Source organism: Flavobacterium taihuense (assembly GCF_019351435.1).
Taxonomy (GTDB): Bacteria; Bacteroidota; Bacteroidia; order Flavobacteriales; family Flavobacteriaceae; genus Flavobacterium; species Flavobacterium taihuense.
The window spans coordinates 1-17486 of sequence record NZ_JAHWYN010000010.1; the positions used below are offsets into that span (position 1 = coordinate 1).

General features: G+C 34.2%; 17 protein-coding genes. 12 read left to right on the forward strand and 5 right to left on the reverse strand.

The window, feature by feature from the left end:
• A partial coding sequence (locus KZH69_RS12030) for a T9SS type A sorting domain-containing protein (protein WP_219317725.1) occupies positions 1 to 815 on the forward strand: 815 nt, incomplete at its 5' end.
• Between the two features lie 168 nt (positions 816 to 983).
• On the opposite strand, the gene dnaB is transcribed toward KZH69_RS12030, so the two are convergent.
• The 5 genes from dnaB to tgt form a co-directional block, all read right to left on the reverse strand.
• Positions 984 to 2528: a replicative DNA helicase gene (dnaB, locus tag KZH69_RS12035; protein ID WP_219317726.1), complete on the reverse strand. Its 1545-nt coding sequence runs from the start codon at positions 2526 to 2528 to the stop codon at positions 984 to 986.
• A 140-nt stretch (positions 2529 to 2668) separates the two neighbouring features.
• Complete coding sequence (locus KZH69_RS12040; RefSeq protein ID WP_219317727.1) at positions 2669 to 3622, reverse strand: acetyl-CoA carboxylase carboxyltransferase subunit alpha; 954 nt, start codon at positions 3620 to 3622, stop codon at positions 2669 to 2671.
• 126 nt (positions 3623 to 3748) lie between these two features.
• Entirely contained in the window at positions 3749 to 4636 is an 888-nt protein-coding gene (locus KZH69_RS12045; RefSeq protein WP_219317728.1) for a DMT family transporter, read from the reverse strand.
• Positions 4623 to 5711: an LptF/LptG family permease gene (locus tag KZH69_RS12050; protein WP_219317729.1), complete on the reverse strand. Its 1089-nt coding sequence runs from the start codon at positions 5709 to 5711 to the stop codon at positions 4623 to 4625. The genes KZH69_RS12045 and KZH69_RS12050 overlap by 14 nt, the downstream gene beginning before the upstream one ends.
• A 121-nt stretch (positions 5712 to 5832) precedes the next feature.
• Entirely contained in the window at positions 5833 to 6963 is a 1131-nt protein-coding gene (gene tgt / locus KZH69_RS12055; protein WP_219317730.1) for a tRNA guanosine(34) transglycosylase Tgt, read from the reverse strand.
• 764 nt (positions 6964 to 7727) lie between these two features.
• On the opposite strand from tgt, the gene KZH69_RS12060 reads away from it, so the two are divergent.
• From KZH69_RS12060 to KZH69_RS12110, 11 genes are all read left to right on the forward strand, one after another.
• On the forward strand, positions 7728 to 8468 hold the full coding sequence (locus KZH69_RS12060) for an outer membrane lipoprotein-sorting protein (RefSeq protein WP_219317731.1): 741 nt from the start codon (positions 7728 to 7730) through the stop codon (positions 8466 to 8468).
• Positions 8465 to 9679: an ABC transporter permease gene (locus KZH69_RS12065; RefSeq protein ID WP_219317732.1), complete on the forward strand. Its 1215-nt coding sequence runs from the start codon at positions 8465 to 8467 to the stop codon at positions 9677 to 9679. Before KZH69_RS12060 ends, KZH69_RS12065 begins: the two co-directional genes overlap by 4 nt.
• A 13-nt stretch (positions 9680 to 9692) precedes the next feature.
• Positions 9693 to 10904, forward strand: coding sequence for an ABC transporter permease (locus KZH69_RS12070; protein ID WP_219317733.1), 1212 nt, complete (start codon positions 9693 to 9695; stop codon positions 10902 to 10904).
• A gap of 5 nt (positions 10905 to 10909) precedes the next feature.
• On the forward strand, positions 10910 to 11629 hold the full coding sequence (locus KZH69_RS12075; protein ID WP_219317734.1) for an ABC transporter ATP-binding protein: 720 nt from the start codon (positions 10910 to 10912) through the stop codon (positions 11627 to 11629).
• Positions 11630 to 11640: 11 nt separating this feature from the next.
• A complete protein-coding gene (locus KZH69_RS12080) occupies positions 11641 to 12810 on the forward strand; it encodes a hypothetical protein (RefSeq protein ID WP_219317735.1) in 1170 nt (389 codons plus the stop codon).
• A 251-nt stretch (positions 12811 to 13061) separates the two neighbouring features.
• Positions 13062 to 13502, forward strand: coding sequence for an endo-arabinase (locus KZH69_RS12085; RefSeq protein ID WP_219317736.1), 441 nt, complete (start codon positions 13062 to 13064; stop codon positions 13500 to 13502).
• 356 nt (positions 13503 to 13858) lie between these two features.
• Positions 13859 to 14221 (forward strand): transcriptional regulator, encoded by a 363-nt coding sequence (locus KZH69_RS12090; RefSeq protein WP_219317737.1) that lies wholly within the window; start codon positions 13859 to 13861, stop codon positions 14219 to 14221.
• A gap of 181 nt (positions 14222 to 14402) precedes the next feature.
• Entirely contained in the window at positions 14403 to 14672 is a 270-nt protein-coding gene (locus KZH69_RS12095) for a hypothetical protein (protein ID WP_219317738.1), read from the forward strand.
• Positions 14673 to 14677: 5 nt separating this feature from the next.
• Positions 14678 to 16027: a hypothetical protein gene (locus KZH69_RS12100; RefSeq protein WP_219317739.1), complete on the forward strand. Its 1350-nt coding sequence runs from the start codon at positions 14678 to 14680 to the stop codon at positions 16025 to 16027.
• A 253-nt stretch (positions 16028 to 16280) separates the two neighbouring features.
• Positions 16281 to 16871, forward strand: a complete 591-nt coding sequence (locus KZH69_RS12105) for a hypothetical protein (protein ID WP_219317740.1) — start codon at positions 16281 to 16283, stop codon at positions 16869 to 16871.
• A gap of 334 nt (positions 16872 to 17205) precedes the next feature.
• A complete protein-coding gene (locus KZH69_RS12110; RefSeq protein WP_219317741.1) occupies positions 17206 to 17484 on the forward strand; it encodes a rhodanese-like domain-containing protein in 279 nt (92 codons plus the stop codon).
• Positions 17485 to 17486 lie beyond the last annotated feature (2 nt).

Genomic DNA, 17486 nt, shown 5'->3' on the forward strand with positions numbered 1-17486 from the left:
AAACTACAGCTGCTACTTATACCGTGTTGGCCACGAAAACAGCCGGTAGCTGTACCAATACCATGACCGGAAGCGCTGTGGTAAGCATTACCGCTTTGCCAATTGCCTACGCCGTAACGGGAACTGCTGCCTATTGCGCAGGAGGAACCGGTGTTGCCGTTGGTTTGGCAAATTCCGAATCGGGCGTTAACTATCAATTAAAAAATGGAGCCACCGATGTAGGAAGTCCAGTGTCCGGAACAGGCACAGCAATTTCTTTTGGCAACCAAACTACAGCTGCCACTTATACCGTGCTGGCTACGAAAACAGCCGGTAGCTGTACCAATACCATGACCGGAAGCGCTGTGGTAAGCATTACCGCTTTGCCAATTTCTAATGTAACACAAACATCCGGAGTCTTAACAGCAATTCAAACAGGTGCCTCATACCAATGGTATAATTGTTCTAACAATTCACCTGTAGGAATTGATAGCAACACTTTCATACCTACTCTTTCAGGTGATTACAAAGTAGATATTACTATTGGAGCTTGTAGTATAACATCTTCTTGTATTACGATTACTACACTAGGAACAATAGATTTTACAACAACAAAGAAAGCTATACTCTATCCAAATCCTAGCAAAGGTTATATCAATATAAATACTGACTATGAGGGTAATTTAAAAGTGGTGGATAATTTAGGCCGAATTGTAAAATCATTTAATGTTGTACCAAACATAATCAATACTGTCAATGTTGAAAACTTGGAAGACGGAATTTATTACATAAAAGGAACTACCTTTTCTCCTTTAAAATTAATTATAAGAAAATAATTCTGTCATCAATTTTAACCTTAAAGAGGGTGTGTTATGATACACCCTCTTATCGTTTCAAAGGGTTAAGAACGGGTTCTATAAAAAAAGAGATTATCCTATTTGGATAATCTCTTTTTTATCAATTAATATTTCAAAATTTAGCACAAACTAATTAGACATTATATGTCAAAAAGGAACATCTCCATCATCGTCATCATTATTAAAATTACTTCCAAAAGCTTCATTGGCAGATGGTAAATTTTTGGTAACAAATGAACTCTCATCGTGATTCATACTACTAGGTAAGTCATCATAACCACCACTGTAATCTTCTAAATTATCAAAACGTCCTAAGTGTCCAATAAACTTCAAACGAACATTTTCAATACCACCATTCCTGTGTTTTGCTATCATAATTTCCGCTTGTCCAGCAGTTGGAGACGCTTCATCATCATCCCATTCGTCAATTTTATAATATTCGGGACGGTATAAAAACGAAACGATATCTGCATCCTGCTCAATTGCTCCAGATTCACGAAGATCTGAAAGCAAAGGTCTTTTACTAGAACCACGAGTTTCAACGGCACGCGACAATTGAGAAAGTGCAATAACAGGAACATTTAATTCTTTAGCCAAAGCCTTTAAATTTCGTGAAATAGTAGATATTTCCTGCTCCCTATTTCCTCCTCCTTTACCATTTCCTCCGGCAGTCATTAGCTGCAAATAGTCGACAATAATAATTTTTATTCCGTGCTGCGAAACCAGACGTCTCGCTTTTGCTCTTAAATCAAAAATGGATAAGGAAGGTGTATCATCAATATAAAGTGGGGCTTTTTCTAAATTCTTTACTTTGGTGCTTAACTGCTCCCATTCGTGTTTTTCCAATTTTCCGGTACGTAATTTCTCTGAGGACAAACCAGTCTCTGACGAAATTAACCTTGTAATCAACTGTACCGATGCCATCTCTAGAGAAAACAAAGCTACTGGGTGTCCAAAATCTATAGCTATATTTCTGGCCATCGATAATACAAAAGCGGTTTTCCCCATCGCTGGTCTCGCCGCAATAATAATTAAATCACTCGGTTGCCAGCCTGAAGTCAATTTATCTAATTTATCAAAACCCGTTGCAACACCAGAAAGCCCCTCTTGACCTGCAATCTCTTCAATACGTTTTTTGGCTTGCAATACTAAACTTTGAGCCGTTTCGGAACTACGTTTAATATTTCCTTGGGTAACTTCATATAATTTTGATTCAGCTTTATCCAGCAAATCAAAAACATCTGCTGTTTCATCATAAGCATCTTCAATAATTTCGGAGGAGATTCGAATCAAACTTCGTTGAATAAACTTTTGAAGAATGATTCTAGAGTGAAATTCGATATGTGCGGATGAGGAAATCTTTTGTGTCAGCTGAATTAAGTAAAAATCACCTCCTGCGAGGTCTAATTTTGCGTTTTTTTTAAGTTGAGCGGAAACGGTCAATAAATCGATTGGCTGGGTATCTGTAAATAGCTGAACTATAGCTTCAAAAATATACTTATGCGCATCCTTATAAAACGCATCAGGTTGTAGGATATCAATTACCTCATCTACTCCTTTTTTATCAATCATCATAGCTCCAAGCACTGCCTCTTCTAAATCCAATGCTTGCGGCGGTAATTTCCCTTTCTCCAGGTTTATTATTGTTGATTTATCCACCTTAACGGCGCTCATATTCTTGAAATTTTCCATGTAGCGAAAGTAACTAAAATTCTAAAAAAATAACTATCGAGTTATTACTATTAATTGTTGATAAGTACTTGTTTTTTGTTTATAACCAAAAAAAAATCCGAAACGGTAAGGCTTCGGATCAAGATCTTAAAAATGGGTTTTTACTCTTTAAATTCTCCCATTTTACAGTATTTATCCATTCTCTGAGAGATTAATTCTTCTGTTGATAAATCTTTCAATTCATTGTATCCTTTTATAATATACTGTTCAACTGTAGTAAAAGTAGTCTCTCTGTCATAATGAGCTCCTCCTAGAGGTTCTGGAATAATATCGTCTACTAACTTTTGTTTTTTCATATCGGTTGAAGTCAACTTTAAGGCTTCGGCGGCTTGTTCTTTATAGTCCCAACTTTTCCATAAAATGGATGAACAAGATTCTGGTGAAATTACAGAATACCAAGTGTTTTCCAACATATAAACTCGATCTCCAACACCTATTCCCAATGCTCCTCCCGAAGCACCTTCACCAACAATGATTGTAATAATAGGCACTTTCAAACGCACCATTTCAAAAATATTTCGTGCAATGGCTTCACCTTGCCCGCGTTCTTCTGCTTCCAAACCTGGATAAGCACCTGGAGTATCAATTAAGGTGACAACAGGAATATTAAACTTCTCTGCCATTTTCATCAAACGCAATGCTTTTCTGTATCCTTCAGGATTGGCCATCCCAAAATTTCTATACTGACGAGTCTTCGTATTGAATCCTTTTTGTTGTCCGACAATCATGAAAGATTGTCCACCAATTTTTCCTAAACCACCAATCATGGCTTTATCATCTTTAAAACCTCTATCCCCATGAAGTTCAAGAAAAGTTTCTCCACAAAGCCCTTTGATATGATCCAAAGTATAAGGTCTACTTGGATGTCTTGATAACTGTACACGTTGCCAAGCTGTTAAGTTTTTATAAATCTGTTTTTTGGTTTCTTCTAGTTTTTTATTGATTTGTTTACAAGTATTTGTAACATCAACATCAGATTCTAAACCAATAACAACACATTTATCTAATTGTTCTTCAAGTTCTTTTATAGGAAGCTCAAAATCTAAATATTCCATAGGATTTGTGCGTATTTATTATTGTTTTTAATTTTCAATTTGGAACTGCAAATATAAAATTTAATATCGTTTTACACTTATTTTTTGTCCAAGAAGAAAAAAATAGGTTTAAAAAAAATAAAATTCTTACAATTCATCTTCTTTTCTATAGTGTTTTATGATCCCGTTCAAGAGTACCGTAATTACAATTACAATAGCACCAATATAAAACTCAGCACTCATTTTTTCTTTTCCGCCAATGATAAAAAAAGCCAAAACAATACCGTAAACTGGCTCCAGATTAGTGGTTAACATTACTGTATATGGCGATAATTGACGCATCACTTTTACCGAAGCCGTAAAGGCATAGGCAGTACATATAGAGGCTAGAATCACTATCAATATCCAATTTTTGGCTGATTGCAGAAAAAAATCTGCAGTGAAAGAACCCTTAAATAAAAAGTAGATTGAAATAAAAGTAAAACCGGATAAAAATTCATAAAATGAAATCACCGAAGGATCATGATTTACTATTAGCTTTCCGTTCATTAAAGTAAAGAGCACTCCCAATATTATGGAAACAAGCGCCAATAACATTCCGTTCCAATAATTAATCTCTACTTGCATGATTAACCCCAAACCTGCAATTATAATCAAGCCAAAAAACACTTCGTACCAAAGAACTTTTCGTCCATAAAACAATGGTTCCAATAATGATGCAAAAAAAGCACCTAACGAAAAAACCGATAAGGTTATGGAAACTGTTGAGACTTTAATAGCCTCAAAAAAGAAAATCCAGTGTAGGGCTATCAAAAGACCAACAACTACGAACTTTATTAATGACTTGGGAACAACTTTAAATGATTTTTTTGTGACTGCAAGAAAAACAGCAATAAAAATAGCTGCAAAAAACATTCTATACCAAACTAAAAATTCAGACTGAATCGTTATTAATGCCCCTAGAATAGCTGTAAAACCCCAAATAAAAACAATTAAATGTAGATTAAGGTAACTTCTTAAATTATCGTTTCGCATTTCGTAATAGATAAACAGCTAATATTCCAAAAACAATGTTCGGTATCCAAACCGCCAAAAAAGGTGAAAATGAAGATTTCTCTGCCAGCACACCAAATATTTTATCAAAAAAAACGAATGAAAATGCCACAGCAATTCCAATGGCCAGATTGGCTCCCATCCCTCCTCTTCGCTTCATGGAAGATACTGAAACAGCAATGATTGTCAATATAAATGCAGAAACGGGAACACTGTATTTTTTATATAAAACAACCAAATAAACATTGATATTGGACGATCCGCGCTTTCTTTCTTTATCAATAAACGAATTTAAATCCCCTAAACTTAAAGTCTCTGCAATATAAACCACAGGTGCCAAATCCTCGAGATCAAAACTAAATTTCATCTTCTTTTCGGGTGCCTTTTCAATCACGTCTCCTTCATTTCCAACGATTCTTTTGGTATAATCATATAAAGTATAATTCTTTTCCTTAGGATTCCATTTGATTCTGCTGGCAGTTATTTTGTATTCTAATTTCTCTTTTTTAAATCGCTCTAACGAAAAATTGAAAGCCATTTGGGACTCATTATTAAAACTATTTACATAGATAAACTCATTATCACTTATCTGTCTATATACATCTGTATTATCTCCCCGCATGAGTTCTTTACCACCTGTCCGCAGATAGGTGTACCTAAAATTATTGTACCCCTCACTAGAAACAGGAATAACCCAAAACCCCATAAGTAAAACGATAACAGATATAATGGAAGCCCCTATAATATATGGTCTCATGAATCGCGTAAACGAAATTCCAGAGCTCAGAATAGCAATAATCTCTGTGTCATTTGCTAATTTTGAGGTAAACCAAATAACCGATATAAACAAAAATATCGGAAAGAGGTTATTCATAAAGTAAATTGTAAAATGATAGTAATAAATGGCGATTTTTAAAACCGGCACTTTATTCTCAATCATTTTATTAATCTTCTCGGATATATCAATAATCATCCCAATTGGAGCAAATAACAAAAGCATAACCGAGAAAGTGGCTAAATATCTTTTTAAAATGTATTTGTCAATTATTGTTAACATAGTTATGGTTGAATCGGTTATTCGTTGAATCGGTTATTCGTTGAATCGGTTAACTGTGAATCGGTTATTCGTTGAATGTTTATTCTATTAAACAAATAAACGATTAACCGATTAAACACATCTACAATCTTTGGCTCATATTTTTCACCATCATTTCTTTCCATGGTCTAAAATCGCCCGCTAAGATATGTTTTCTTGCCTCACGAACCAACCACATATAGAAACCTAGATTGTGAATCGTAGCAATTTGTTTCCCCAAATATTCATTGGCCGCAAACAAGTGACGCAAATATGACTTAGAATATTCCGTATCAACAAAAGTATAGGCCATTTCATCTATTGGCGAAAAATCGGCTTCCCATTTTTTATTCTTGATATTGATAGTTCCATTAGCCGTAAACAACATTCCATTTCTGGCGTTACGTGTTGGCATCACACAATCAAACATATCAATTCCAAGTGCTATATTTTCCAAAATATTAATTGGCGTTCCCACACCCATCAAATAACGGGGTTTGTCTTCAGGTAGAATTTCACAAACCACTTCGGTCATGGCATACATTTCTTCAGCAGGCTCTCCTACTGAAAGTCCGCCTATTGCATTTCCTTGTTGATTAGAATTCGCAATGTATTCGGCTGATTGTCGTCGCAAATCCTTATAGGTACTCCCTTGTATAATCGGGAAAAAAGTTTGTTCGTAACCATATTTCACAGGCACTTTCTCTAAATGATTGATACAACGATCCAACCAACGGTGTGTCATGTGCATTGAGCGTTGTGCATACCGATAATCACATGGATAAGGCGTACATTCATCAAAAGCCATGATAATATCGGCTCCAATGGTACGTTGAATTTCCATTACATTCTCTGGAGTAAAAAAATGGTATGAACCATCAATATGTGATTTAAACTTTACTCCTTCTTCTTTAATTTTACGGTTTGCCGAAAGAGAATATACTTGATATCCTCCAGAATCCGTCAAAATATTACGATCCCAATTCATGAATTTATGCAACCCTCCCGCTTTTTCAAGAATTTCGGTTTGTGGACGCAAATACAAGTGATAGGTATTTCCAAGAATAATATCTGGGTTTATTTCTTCTTTCAATTCTCGCTGGTGTACTCCTTTTACAGAGGCAGCTGTTCCAACAGGCATAAAAATAGGCGTTTCAATAACACCATGATCTGTAGTAATACTTCCCGCACGAGCTTTTGATTGCGGGTCTGTTTTTAGTAAGTCAAACTTCATATAGTCTTTTTATCAGTGGGCAAAGATAGGTTAATTTAAAAATTAGATAATTACTTCACTTGAAAAATTAAAAATGTTTTATGAATTCCTGTTTAGTATGCTTTAGAGATTGCACTATTCGCTATTGCTTTACTTCCATTACAAGGCTTAAAAGAGTACTAAAACTAACTCTTCCAAATTAAAACTTCAAGCAGAAAAAAACTAAACATTACAAAAAAAACTAAAGCATTAAACACCAATAAACCAAAATAGACAAAGTCATTCTATTTTTAAATAAAATACTACTAACCAAATACTTAATTCAAAATAAATCCTTCATTTACACTTCCCATAAAAAGATATTTTGCTACCTTTGAGATACATCTATTCAGTCCCGTTTTGGTTCAATCATCACAAATCTCACGAATAAAAAACCAATAAACAGTTTACTGAATATAGAACATAAATCAGGATGCTTTTTTAACAATTAAGCTCTTTGTCTTTTCGCAAAACCTACTTTTTCATTAAACAAAACTCGTTGGGTGAAATTATTTTAAGCACATAGAAACATAATTTTTGTATGCTAAAAAGTAGGCTTTTCACTTATTTAAAGCACTCATAGCTCTCTATGTGTTAAATTATATTTTACGAATTATACCCAAAGGGTTAAACAAAGTAAAACCGATTTACGTTTAAAATTGACATATACAACCATCCTATTTCCAAAATCTGAAAATAGAAATGATGAATAACAATATCTTATTCGCCAAAAAATTACTTTTAACATGAAAAAGATACTACTCCTATTATTTTTTCATTTATCAATCATTGCTTTGTCGCAAGATGCAAAAGATATTGTAAAAAAAGCAGACGAAAAAGCCAAAGGTAAGACCTCTGTCGCCAATATTACCATTCAAACAATCCGACCAAGCTGGACACGAGAAATGACCGTAAAAGCCTGGACAAAAGGCAATGATTTGAGTTTTATATTGGTTTTGGCTCCTGCCAAAGAAAAAGGAGTCGTATTCCTGAAACGAAAAAAGGAAGTATGGAATTGGATTCCCTCTATAGAACGAAACATCAAAATGCCCCCTTCGATGATGAGTCAGAGTTGGATGGGAACCGATTTCACCAATGATGATTTGGTCAAAGAAGCTTCTATTCTGGAAGATTACAACCATTCTTTTTTAGAAGATGTCACCATAGACGGAAGAATATGTTATAAAATTCAACTCCTGCCCAAACCAAAATCGGCTGTAGTTTGGGGAAAAGTAATCATGGCTATTGACAAAAAAGACTTTATGATGCTCCATGTCGAATATTATGATGAAGACGGCGCTCTGATCAACACTATGCATTGCTCAGATATAAAACTATTAGGCGACCGATTATTGCCCGGAAAAATGGAAATGATTCCTGCTAACAAAAAAGGAAACAAAACCGTGTTGATTTACAATTCTTTGATTTTTGACACTCCTTTGGACGATTCCTTTTTTAACACCCAAAACATAACCAAGGCAAAATGATACTCAAATTAATTTGGAGGAACCTTTGGCGCAACAGCCGACGAACACTAATTACAATGGCATCTATTGCATTTGCGGTCTTGTTTGCGGTTTTAATGAAATCATTTCAAAATGGTGTTTTTAATAATTTAATAAAAAACGTGGTTGGTTATTACTCTGGGTATATTCAAATTCACCAAAAGGGTTATTGGGACGAACAGGTTTTGGACAACAGCTTTGAATTAAAAAATGCCTTAACCTTCCAACTCCAGCAAAATAATCAAATAAAGAAAATTGCTCCTCGCCTAGAAACTTTTGTTTTGGTTTCTAAAGGAAACAGTACCAAAGGATGCCTTCTTGTAGGAACCGATGCTGTGAAAGAAAACAGTCTAACCCAATTAAAAAAGAAAATAACCAAGGGTAGTTATTTCAAAAACGAGGAAGGCAACATACTCCTTGCAGAAGGTTTAGCCAAACGATTGGGCGCCAATATCAATGATACTGTTGTGCTTTTTGGCCAAGGATTTCATGGCGCAATGGCCGCTGGAAAATACAAAATAAAAGGCATCGTACATCTTGCATCACCGGCGATGAATGACTCTTTTGTGTATGCACCATTGACAGCCACCCAATATTTTTTGAGCGCCGAAAACAGACTTACTTCAATCTCATTCGGAATTGACAACCCTGAGAATACTGATGCTATTGTGCAAAATTTAAAAATTCAAATAGGAAATAAATACGAAATAATGCCTTGGCAGCAAATGATGCCAGAAATAGCCAATCACATTAAAGCTGACGGATTTTCATTTTACATTTTTTCGGGAATACTATACATCATCATCGGTTTCGGACTGTTTGGAACAGTTTTAATGATGACCGCCGAACGCAAATACGAGTTCGGTATGCTCATTGCCATTGGTATGAAAAAATCTGAATTAGAATTGATTTTATTCGGAGAAACCATCCTCATCACTTTGTTTGGAGTGCTTTTGGGCTTTGTGTTGAGTTTACCGTTAGTCATTTATTTAAAAGAAAAGCCTATCCGTTTTGGCGGGGAAATAGCCAAAGTCTATGAGCAATTTGGTTTTGAAGCCCTCTTCCCTACTGCTGTTGACAAAAACATCTTCATCAACCAATCCCTAATTGTTTTGGCAATGGCGGTGATTATTGGCTTGTATCCGCTATGGCACGTAAACAGTTTGAATCCAGTAGAAGCGATGAAAAAATAAAAAAAAAACCATTATGTTGACAAAAATCGCCAGCAGAAACATTTGGAGAAGCAAAAAAAGAAGCCTCATTATTATCACAGCAGTAAGCATTGGTTTATGGGCAGGTATTTTTATGATGGCTTTTTACAATGGCATGATTGAACAACGGGTAAATAGTGCCATCACAAGCGAATTATCACACATACAATTGCACAATCGCGAATTCAGAAAAGAGTACGAAATAAAATATCATTTGCCGAAGGGTAAAAAGATGCTTGAAGTTATACGCAAAGACAATAAAGTAAAAGCCGCTTCAGCCCGCATAATCATCAAAGGAATGATTGCTTCCCCTTCTGGCAGTAGTGGTATCACAATTAATGGTGTAATCCCGGAACTCGAACAACAACTTACGAATCTCAAGGGAAAAATCATTAAAGGAAGTTATTTTGATCCCAAAAAAAATAATGAAATTATAGTAAGTGAAAAGCTTCGAAAAAAACTCAACCTCAACCTCAACAAAAAAACCATTCTAACTTTTCAGGATAAAAATGGCAATTTGGCATCGGCTGCTTTTAGAATCAAAGCAATTTATAAAACCATCAACACACCGTATGATGACAGTAATGTTTTTGTCAAAATCAGTGACATTGACTCACTTGCAGGAATTCCCAATGAGGTGAATGAAATTGCCGTACTGCTTCAATCCAGTAAATCTCTAAATGAAACCCAAAACGAATGGAAACAAGAATTTCCCGGTACCGAAATTATGAGCTGGATGGAAATCGCGCCTGAACTAAGATTAACGGTTTCTGTGGGTGACCAAATGGTGTTCATCTTTATGGGAATTATACTGTTGGCATTGGCTTTTGGAATTGTCAACACCATGATGATGGCGGTATTGGAAAGAACTCGAGAAATTGGAATGCTACTTGCCTTAGGCATGAATAAATTCAAAATATTCATGATGATTCTTCTGGAAACTTTTTTCCTGATATTGGCTGGTTGCCCAATAGGAATGCTACTTGGTTTTCTCTCTATTGCCATAAGCCAGCGGACGGGAATCGATTTCAGTAATTTTTCGGAGGTGTATTCCAGTTTTGGGTACAGTTCCATCATTTATCCCAGCTTAACAGTAAGGCAGTTTGAAATCATTATGCTTTTGGTTGTGATAACAGCAATATTCTCGGCTTTATTACCCGCAAGAAGAGCATTACAATTGAATCCGGCGGAATCTTTAAAAAAATAATCGCTATGCAAAAAACAGTTATCGATGCGCACAACTTATCGAAGATATATGACGAAAAAACCATTCCGGTATATGCTTTAAACAAAGTGCATCTCCACATTTCGCGAGGAGAATTTACCGCTATAAAAGGACCTTCGGGTTCCGGAAAAACGACTTTACTGAACATGATTGGAGGATTGGACATTCCTTCGGAGGGTTTTGTTGAAATCAACGGAACCAATATCACAAAACTCAAAGGCAATGAATTAATTGACTTTCGATTGAACAATATTGGTTTTGTTTTTCAATCCTACAATTTAATTCCGGTGCTTACCACCAAAGAGAATATTGAATTTATTATGCTTTTGCAAAAGCGTTCCAAAAAAGAAACGGATCAACGTGTTTCAGAATTACTCAAACAAATAGGACTCGAAGATAAAATCAATAAAAGACCAAGAGAATTATCGGGCGGGCAACAACAGCGCGTTGCCGTGGCAAGGGCTTTGGCTCCAAAACCTCAATTTATTTTAGCCGATGAACCCACGGCAAATCTCGATTCTGTTTCGGCAGAAAATTTACTGGACATGATGCTCAAACTCAATCAGGAAGAAAACATGACTTTTGTATTCTCTACACATGACCAAAGAGTCATCAATAGAGCCCGAAGGGTCATCACTCTTGAGGACGGAAAAATTGTTGCAGATACTGCTCCCACAACCATACTACACGAACAACTGTTGGAATAAAATACGCTATTGTGAAATTTCACATCTACATCTTACTCGGCATTCTATATTTCCCCTATATGACAGTCACGGCTCAAACTGAGGGTACAAAAACACCGTTGATAGAACTCAAAGGGTATATAAAAGACATGCAAAGCACTTATTTTATCCAAAAAATCGATTCGAATGCATCGGCAAATTTAATTCACAATCGATTGAACTTTAAAGTCAACATGACTCCAAAATTTACCGGTCGATTGGAAATTCGGACTCGGATTTTTTATGGGGAATTAATCAAACAGACGCCTGAATTTGGCAAATCAATTGATCAGGAAAACGGTTTATTTGATCTTTCTTTTTTATGGATTGATGAAAAATCGATTGTGGCTCAATCCGTAATCGACAGAATGCTACTTGAGTATTCCAACGAAAAATGGGACGTCATAATTGGTCGACAACGCATTAATTGGGGCATCACAAATGTTTGGAATGCCAATGATATTTTCAATGCTTATAACTTCCTGGAGTTTGATTATGAAGAACGTCCCGGTAGTGATGCCGTAAGCATTCAACGCAACTTAAGCAACAATGCTTCTATCGAATTCGCCTATAAATTCGAAAAAAACAAAGACACTCCCACCACTGCTTTTTTATACAAATACAACAAATGGAATTATGATTTTCAATTCTTGGGAGGATTATACCAGACGGATTATGTTGTAGGTGGTGGTTGGGCTGGCAACATCAAAAAAGCGGGTTTCAAGGGAGAGATGAGTTATTTTCATCCCAAAAAAAATGCTGTAGACTCTGCAAACACTTTCAATTTATCGTTAATGTCTGACCTCACTTTTTCGAACAATTGGTATGTTTCTGTGGCGACCTTATACAATAGCAATCCTTCGAATGTTCTCTTGACCAATGGGTCGCTTTATAGCCCGAACATTTCGGCAAAATCCCTTTTCCCTTTTCGCTATAATTTTTATTTCACTATTGTAAAAACAATTTCCCCCATTAGCACTTTTAATTTTTCTTTTATTTATTCCCCCGAAAAGAATACGTTAGTACTTCTTCCTACCTATTCATGGAATGTCGCCAACAATTTTGATATCGATTTCATCTTGCAATCCTTTTTCCAAGATCAGTCCAATTCATACAGTAACTTAGTAAATGCTTTTTATATAAGAGGTCGCTGGAGTTTTTAAAAATGAAACCAGAGTAAAAATGGTTCGTGTAACAAAAGTACTGTACACCGCTTTTTTAAGAATACTATCTGGGTTTATTTCCTCTTTCAATTCTCACCGATGTATTCCTTTTAGAGAGACAGTTATTCCAACAGGCATTAGAATAGGTGTTTCAATAACACTGTTTATTTATTTTGTTTCATTTGTATTTAAAAAAATATTCCCAAAAAACGTATCTTTCAAATTCTTTTAAACCAAAAAACCATACTATCATGAAATTAAAATTAGCCCTGTTCTTTATTCCAAGCTTACTTTTATTGAGTTGCAATTCTAAAGTAAATGAATCGCAAGCCATAAAAAATCTTCTCGAAAAAGAATCTTCCAGTTGGAGATCGGGCGATAGTAAAGCACATGCTGCCTGCTGGCACATACAGCCTTACAGCAAAATTTTAATTTCAACTGTTGATGGTAAAACTTTTGAGGTACCTCCGGCAGCTATGATAAAACCAATTATGAATGCCAGTGGCGGTAGTTCTATGAACTCCAATTACAAAATGAGCATTCACGACGATAATGCCTGGGTTAGTCATGATGAAGTATCGATTGCCAAAGACGGTAAAAAAACCTTTTCGCATGAGATTCGGTTATTAGAAAAAGTAAATGGCGATTGGAAGCTTGTAGGACAGTCTATTCACGCTTATAAAACCGAGTAAAAAGTTTGTCAATGATAGACATTTAGCATCTTAGCAGGTAAAAGTCTATGTAACATAAGGTATTATCCAGCCATAATCTCCGATTATCTTTATAAATTAGGCATTAACACCAATAATACTGGCAATAAAAACCAACAATACTGGTACTTACAATCAATAATACAGGTAAAAAAAACCAATAATACTGGCTTTCAATACCAATAGTACTGGCACTTAAAACCAACAATACTGGTATTAAAAACCAATACTACTGGTACTTTAAACCAATAACAGAGGTAATTAAAACCAACATTATTAGTTATTAACACCATTTTATTGATAAAAATAATTATTTTTATAGAATAAAACATACAAAAATGATAAACAGCAGTAAGAAATACAAGAAAGATCTTGGCGAACGGTACCCTTTGATTGGTAATTTTATTCATTACCACATTGTTCATAACAAAATTAAGAAAGCAGACGTGGCGAGGGACTTGGGCATCATCCCCACGGGATTGAACGATTATTTTAAGAGAGATTCCCTGCAATTTGCTATTTTATGGAAACTTAGCATGGTATTGAAACACAATTTTATTGCCCAGTTGGGGGAATATTTACCCTACCGTTTTGAGACCATTAGAGAAAAGGCGCTACTGGAACAACTGGCCGAGAAAGAAGCGATCATACAAAAAATGGAAATCCAATTGGAGACAATGAAGGAAATGATCCGGAAGTAATAAACGGTATTGAAATTGATTTAAAGAAAAATAAACGCTACGTTTGTTAAGAATTTAACTACCTAGATTCGGGTGGGTATGTGATTTTATCAGGCATATAAATATAAGTTAACGGACAGCTAGTGTGAAAATGCAGAATTCAAGAATCTAACACAACTTTAATCAACACTAAATAAATTAAATGAAAAACACAATCCAAACAATAATTCAATCAGTAATTCCAAATGAATGTGTTTTTGATGCACATACAATTATTAATTATTTGATACAAAATCACAATAATATTTATTTATCGTCCAATAAAAACAATTGGACAACAGAATTTTATCATAGCGAGATTAGTAAAACAATAGCAACCTTTGAAGACAGTATTCTTAAACGATTAGGGGAAAGTTGGTCTATCAATATTAATAAACAATTTTCTCAAAACAAATGTCGGATAAAACTATAATTATTATGAAACGTCAAATAAATCTATCGATAGTATTATCTCAGAAAAAAATAAAGTTTGTTTTATTAATCGCTTTATCATTTGGATTTATAACCTTTTCACACTCACAAACTACTTCAGAAAAAAAAGGTAGTCTTAAAACAATTTCTTATGGAGAGTATGATGGAGATTATGGTAAAGAGTATGATTATGTTGCTATTGGATATGTTAATAATAACCAATTTGTAGAAAATCAAATTTTAACATTTCTAACAAATCGTAATAAAAAAGTAGCAGATACAATTGTAAGTGGGAGATGTTTCTATGCAGAAGATGGAAATTCATACATTGATGGAATTTGGAAAAAATATGAATATGAAGGTAGAAACACAATTAAAAAAATAATTAGACTTAAAGGTGTATTTAAGGTATCTAACAATAAAAATATTATAGGAATTACTACAAATAAGAAAATTGGTGAAGAACCAATTATTAAAACGATGACTAATACTAATTACAACCTTGAAATTATATATAAAGAGTTGAAATTAGAAACATCTATCAATGATTTAGTTGAACAGGAAATAAATTCTAGCATTTTTAATGACTATATAAAAAAATCCAAAAAAGTGAAATTGACTTTTAATAACGGAGATTCATTTACTGGAACAGTTAAAGAACCTATGTCTTCTGTTGATTATTCTGCTGATTTAATTCCTGATGATGGAGAATATAAATATTCCAAAGGTGAGATTGCAAATGGCGAAATTTATTATAGCCCTTTTTATCATAAATTTCTACTTGATAAAGGCACAATAGTATTTCAAGATGGTTCTGTTGAAGATGAAAATGATGTTGAAGAAAATTCTTGGTTAAAACAGTACAAACTATCTAATGATGAAATTGAAGTAATGTATAGAGATAGCGAATCTCTAACTGATATGCGAAATAAAGCCAAAAGTATTGGTGAAGAAAGAGGAAAAGAAACAAAAGAAAAGAAAATTTTACAAGACCAATTAATAGAGAAAATACGTCAAAATAAGCAAAGACTCAAAGACAAACTCGTAGTTAAATATGGAGAAAACATTGGAAATAAAATCTTACAAGGGAAATTAGAAGCGGGAATGAGTAAATCAATGGTAAGTGATGTGTGGAAAGAAGAATATTTTACCGTAAGTAACATCGTTCGTAATAGTCAAAACTTTGAAGTTTGGGAATTTGATAGTGGAAAAATGGCGACAGATTTGATTAAAGAATATGGTAAAGACGCGTATAATGCATTCTTGGGAATTTCTCTAGCGGAACAATTTGGAAAAATAACTATTCCCAAAACGCTGATTTTTAAAAACGACAAATTAACGGATATTTATAGATAGTTGATTTTACCTAAAGGAATAAACACCAGTACCTAACAGTCATTTTGCAAGATTTGGGACAATTCAAGAGCCTAACATAACATCGACATAAAACTATAATACTAACGATAACCTATTTAAGATGAGTAAATATAAATTCATATTAACATTAGCATTTTTTATTTCACTTTTATTTCATAGTTGCAAATATAACTCGGTAGAACAAGGTAATGACAAAAAGAAAGAAGTCCAAACACATGTTGATCAAAGTAACATGGATGAAATTGACGTGGACGATATTATTAATAAATACGCAAAACAATTAAGTAATTCGGATATTAAGATTGTCGATTCTATCACGTGTGCTCAAATGGAAATTAATCGCGAGAATTTTGATAATGGAATTAGTACTTATGGTTACTATTCGATTAAATCAAACTTATTAAATGGAAAAATAGAAGGTGATTTAAATGGTGATAAGCAGACAGATTATATTGCAAATTATTCTTGTGAAAATTGTTACGGAGGCAATGGATCTGGAAACTATTTGTCGAATTGTTTCTTCTTGACTTCTAAAGACAATGAACTTATTGTAAATGAAGAAATGACTAATGATTTTAAGAAAAAATTAATTGATACAATTAAAAAAGATTTTGGTGACATATATGTAGTAAAACCAGAAAAAGAAATAATGGTTAATGGAATTGAATTTACGGAAATTAAAAATCAAATTGCGTATGGAACGTTCAATATAAATACAGATGCTTGCCAAGGCTCACCATTTCCTTGCGTTGAGGGAACATTTGAATATGACGCAAATAACAGAACTCTTAAAATGTTAGGAAAAATTACTGTTGAACAATAAAACTGGATTAACGGGATAACAGTATTAAAAAAGGAAAATTCTATTTCAAATATAACCGATCCCCCGCTGCTCAAAGTCTCACGACTTTGAGCTTTCTTTTTAATAAAAGCAATAAACATGACAAAAGTCTCCCGCCTTTTTCCGAGAATGTCTCAAGAAGTTCAATACGTTTGTTTTGTTAATTCGGCTTTATCTTCACTTACCATTGATTACAACTTTAACAGTGGTACACACTCAAAATCTTAGCAAAAAAAAGCTATGTAACAAAAGTTACTGTACGGGCTTAATTCCTGTTGTACTTTTGCTTTATCAAAAATCATTAGCATTATAAACTATGACACTAGAAAATATAATTAAAGAAAAAAAAGGCACTATCGTAGATGTACGAACTCATGAAGAATTTATGGGAGGTCATGTTGCGGATTCCATCAACATTCCTTTGGGTGAAATCCAAAACCGATTTGAAGAAATTCAAAACTTAAAAGCGCCTCTTGTACTTTGTTGCGCTTCTGGAAACCGAAGCGGACAAGCACAACATTATCTATCCCAAAAAGGAATCGATTGCTACAATGGCGGTTCATGGTTAGACGTAAACTATTATCAATCCAAATAAAA

Coding starts and splice junctions, on each gene's coding strand:
- dnaB (WP_219317726.1), bottom strand. CDS start 2,528: ATGGAAAATTTCAAGAATATGAGCGCCGTTAAGGTGGATAAATCAACA.
- KZH69_RS12040 (WP_219317727.1), bottom strand. CDS start 3,622: ATGGAATATTTAGATTTTGAGCTTCCTATAAAAGAACTTGAAGAACAA.
- KZH69_RS12045 (WP_219317728.1), bottom strand. CDS start 4,636: ATGCGAAACGATAATTTAAGAAGTTACCTTAATCTACATTTAATTGTT.
- KZH69_RS12050 (WP_219317729.1), bottom strand. CDS start 5,711: ATGTTAACAATAATTGACAAATACATTTTAAAAAGATATTTAGCCACT.
- tgt (WP_219317730.1), bottom strand. CDS start 6,963: ATGAAGTTTGACTTACTAAAAACAGACCCGCAATCAAAAGCTCGTGCG.
- KZH69_RS12060 (WP_219317731.1), top strand. CDS start 7,728: ATGAAAAAGATACTACTCCTATTATTTTTTCATTTATCAATCATTGCT.
- KZH69_RS12065 (WP_219317732.1), top strand. CDS start 8,465: ATGATACTCAAATTAATTTGGAGGAACCTTTGGCGCAACAGCCGACGA.
- KZH69_RS12070 (WP_219317733.1), top strand. CDS start 9,693: ATGTTGACAAAAATCGCCAGCAGAAACATTTGGAGAAGCAAAAAAAGA.
- KZH69_RS12075 (WP_219317734.1), top strand. CDS start 10,910: ATGCAAAAAACAGTTATCGATGCGCACAACTTATCGAAGATATATGAC.
- KZH69_RS12085 (WP_219317736.1), top strand. CDS start 13,062: ATGAAATTAAAATTAGCCCTGTTCTTTATTCCAAGCTTACTTTTATTG.
- KZH69_RS12090 (WP_219317737.1), top strand. CDS start 13,859: ATGATAAACAGCAGTAAGAAATACAAGAAAGATCTTGGCGAACGGTAC.
- KZH69_RS12095 (WP_219317738.1), top strand. CDS start 14,403: ATGAAAAACACAATCCAAACAATAATTCAATCAGTAATTCCAAATGAA.
- KZH69_RS12100 (WP_219317739.1), top strand. CDS start 14,678: ATGAAACGTCAAATAAATCTATCGATAGTATTATCTCAGAAAAAAATA.
- KZH69_RS12105 (WP_219317740.1), top strand. CDS start 16,281: ATGGATGAAATTGACGTGGACGATATTATTAATAAATACGCAAAACAA.
- KZH69_RS12110 (WP_219317741.1), top strand. CDS start 17,206: ATGACACTAGAAAATATAATTAAAGAAAAAAAAGGCACTATCGTAGAT.